Annotated in this window: 3 protein-coding genes; all 3 read left to right on the forward strand. The window is 68.2% G+C overall.

Translation table 11 applies throughout. The features are described 5' to 3' along the window. Positions 1–132 precede the first annotated feature (132 nt). Genes sufC through ABGA94_RS21880 form a run of 3 tightly spaced genes read left to right on the forward strand, consistent with a single transcriptional unit; the run spans position 133 to position 3,412 of the window. Positions 133–897 (forward strand): Fe-S cluster assembly ATPase SufC, encoded by a 765-nt coding sequence (sufC, locus tag ABGA94_RS21870; RefSeq protein ID WP_049414163.1) that lies wholly within the window; start codon positions 133–135, stop codon positions 895–897. Then, the gene (sufD, locus tag ABGA94_RS21875) at positions 897–2,159 is read left to right on the forward strand and encodes a Fe-S cluster assembly protein SufD (protein WP_005415597.1); all 1,263 of its coding nucleotides are present in this window, start codon (positions 897–899) and stop codon (positions 2,157–2,159) included. Before sufC ends, sufD begins: the two co-directional genes overlap by 1 nt. Further along, a complete protein-coding gene (locus ABGA94_RS21880) occupies positions 2,156–3,412 on the forward strand; it encodes a cysteine desulfurase (protein WP_053496860.1) in 1,257 nt (418 codons plus the stop codon). Before sufD ends, ABGA94_RS21880 begins: the two co-directional genes overlap by 4 nt. The last annotated feature ends 48 nt before the right edge of the window (positions 3,413–3,460 follow it).

Raw genomic sequence — 3,460 nt, forward strand, 5'->3', positions numbered from 1 at the left:
GTTCGCAGTGGAAGCCAAGAAGCTGCTGGAAGTCTCGCTGGAAGGTTCGGTGGGCTGACCGCCCGCCCCTGCCCCTCGCAAACGCATTCTCTTTACCGGCGGGCCCTGGCCCGCCCCACGGAAACCCCCACCATGCTGAAGATCGACAATCTCCACGCCCGCATCGGCGACAAGGAAATCCTCAAGGGCCTCTCGCTGGACGTGAAGCCCGGCCAGGTGCACGCCATCATGGGCCCGAACGGCGCCGGCAAGTCCACCCTGGGCAATGTCCTGGCCGGCCGCGACGGCTACGAAGTGACCGAAGGCAGCGTGCAGTTCGACGGCGTCGACCTGCTGGAGCAGGACCCGGAAGCACGTGCCGCCGCCGGCCTGTTCCTGGCGTTCCAGTACCCGGTGGAGATCCCGGGCGTGAACAACACCTACTTCCTGCGCGCGGCACTGAACGCCCAGCGCAAGGCGCGCGGCGAGGACGAACTCGACTCCATGCAGTTCCTCAAGCTGGTGCGCCAGAAGCTGGCCGTGCTGCACCTGAAGGACGAACTGCTGCATCGTGGCGTCAACGAAGGCTTCTCCGGTGGCGAGAAGAAGCGCAATGAGATCTTCCAGCTGGCCGTGCTGGAACCGAAGCTGGCGATCCTCGACGAGACCGATTCGGGCCTGGACATCGACGCGCTGAAGAGCGTGGCCGACGGTGTCAATGCGCTGCGCGCCGCCGACCGTTCGTTCCTGGTCATCACCCATTACCAGCGCCTGCTGGACTACATCAAGCCGGACGTGGTGCACGTGCTGGCCGATGGCCGCATCGTCAAGAGCGGCGGCCCCGAGCTGGCGCTGGAACTGGAAGCGCACGGCTATGATTTCCTGAAGGACCGGGTCGTGCCCGAGGCGGCGGTCTGATGAGCGCCCTGCTCGACTCGATGGCCCAGGCCTTCTGCGGCAGCGATGCGCGCCGCGAAGTGCTGGATGCGGCCCTGCGCGATGGCCTGCCGGCCGCCCGCAATGAAGCCTGGAAGTACACCTCGCTGCGCCAGCTGGAACGCCGTGCGTTTGCTGCGGCACCGCTGCAGGGCCCGGCGCTGGACGCCGCGCTGCTGGATGACATCCCGGCACCGCGCCTGGTGTTCGTCAACGGCCGCCTCGATGCCACGCTGAGCGACGTGCAGGTCCTGCCGGCCGGCGTGCAGCTGCAGCCGCTGTCAGCCGCACTGGCCTCCGGCGAAGACGCCGTGCGTTTCCTTGGCCGCCGCTACGAGCGCAGCGAGGAGATCTTCGCCCGCCTCAACGCCGCACTGGCCGATGAAGGCGTGGTGCTGCGCGTGGACGAAGGCGTGCAGGTCGAAGCGCCGCTGCAGCTGGTATTCGCCAGCGTGGCGGGCGAGACCGACCTGGCCTGGCATCACCGCCACCTGATCGAACTGCGTGCCGGCGCCAGCCTTGGCGTGGTCGAGCACCGCTTCAGCGTGGGTGACTCCGCCCACCTGGACAACACCGTGCTGCATGCCCACGTCGCGCGCGACGCCGTGCTCAAGCACGCCCGCGTGCAGGCCGGCAGCGCACGCCAGACCAGCTTCCTGCGCACCGACGCGGTGTTGGCCCGCGACGCGCAGTACCACCGCGTCGACCTGGAACTGGGCGCCGCGCTCAGCCGCCATGAACTGAACGTGCGACTGGAAGGCGACAACGCCCAGCTGACCGCCAACGGCGTGCTGCTCGGCAATGGCCGCCGCCACGTCGAAACCCGCCTGGGCATCGACCACATCGCGCGCGATACCGCCTGCGAACTGCTGTGGCGCGGCGTTGCCGCCAACCGCAGCCGCGTGGTGTTCCATGGCGGCATCCAGATCCGCGAAGGCGCCGACGGCACCGACGCGAACCTGTCCAACAAGAACCTGCTGCTGTCGGCCGACGCCGAGATCGACACCCAGCCGACGCTGGTGATCGACGCCGACGAGGTGAAGGCCGCGCATGGCGCGACCGTTGGCCAGCTCGATGCCAACGCGCTGTTCTACCTGCGCTCGCGCGGCCTGCCGCAGGCACAGGCGCAGGCGCTGCTGAGCGCCGCGTTCTGCCATGAGCCGCTGAAGATCCTGCCGGAAGCCCTGCGCGAGCAGCTGGCACGCCGTTTGGACAAGGCCCTGGCCGAGGCAGGTGTGGCATGAACCTGTCCACGCCGCGCCCGATCGAAGAACGCACCGGCGCCCCCGACTGGGACCGCGTCCGCCTCGACTTCCCGCTGCTGATGCGCGAAGTGCACGGCAAGCCGCTGGTCTATTTCGACAATGCCAACACCGGCCAGAAGCCGGTGCAGGTGATCGGCGCGGTGGACGAGTTCTACCGCCGTTACAACGCCAACGTCAGCCGCGCGGTGCATGCACTGGGCAGCGAAGCCACCGATGCCTACGAAGGTGCGCGCAACACGCTGGCGCGCTTCCTCAACGTGCGCCCCAGCGACCTGGTGCTGTGCAGTGGCACCACCTTCGCCATCAATCTGGTGGCGTATTCGTGGGCGTTGCCGCGGCTGAAGGCCGGCGACGTGATCCTGGTGTCGCGCATGGAGCACCATGCCAACATCGTGCCGTGGCAGCTGGTCGCGCAGCGTACCGGTGCCACCATCCGCGTGGCCGAGATCACGCCTGACGGCGCGCTGGACCTGGATGCGCTGCGCGCGGCGATGACCCCGGAGGTCAAGCTGCTGGCGGTCACCCATGTCTCCAACGTGCTGGGCACGGTCAACCCGGTGCGCGAGATCTGCCGTGAAGCGCGCAAGCGCGGCATCATCACCGTGGTCGATGGCTCGCAGGCAGTACCGCACCGCAAGGTCGACGTCGCCGCGATCGGCTGCGACTTCTACGCGATCACCGGCCACAAGATGTGTGGTCCGACCGGCACCGGCGCGCTGTGGGCCCGTCGCGAGCACCTGGACGCGATGCCGCCGTTCCTCGGCGGCGGCGAGATGATCAAGGAAGTCAGCTTCGACGGCACCGTGTTCAACGATGCCCCGCACAAGTTCGAAGCCGGCACCCCGAACATCGCCGGTTTCATCGGCCTGGGCGTGGCCGCCGACTACCTGCAGCAGCTTGGCCAGGACAACGTGGAAGCGCGCGAAGCCGAACTGCTGGCGCACTTCACCGAGGAACTGCGCCGCGTCGACGGCCTGCGCATCATCGGCCAGGCACCGGAGAAGGCGGCCGTAGTCTCGTTCCTGATCGAGGGTGCGCATGCGCACGACCTGGCCACCCTGCTCGACCTGGAGGGCGTGGCCGTGCGCTCGGGCCAGCACTGCGCACACCCGCTGCTGCAGTACTTCGGCGTCGCCGCCACCTGCCGCGCCTCGCTGGCGTTCTACAACACGCACGCCGAGATCGAGCGGTTCATGACCGCGCTGACCAAGGTACGCAAGCTGCTGGGGTAACCCCAGCAGACGGGGTCAGATCCCTTTCGCATCGCGAAAGGGATCTGA

Source organism: Stenotrophomonas sp. 3diitr2024, assembly GCF_042136455.1.
GTDB classification, from domain to species: domain Bacteria; phylum Pseudomonadota; class Gammaproteobacteria; order Xanthomonadales; family Xanthomonadaceae; genus Stenotrophomonas; species Stenotrophomonas sepilia.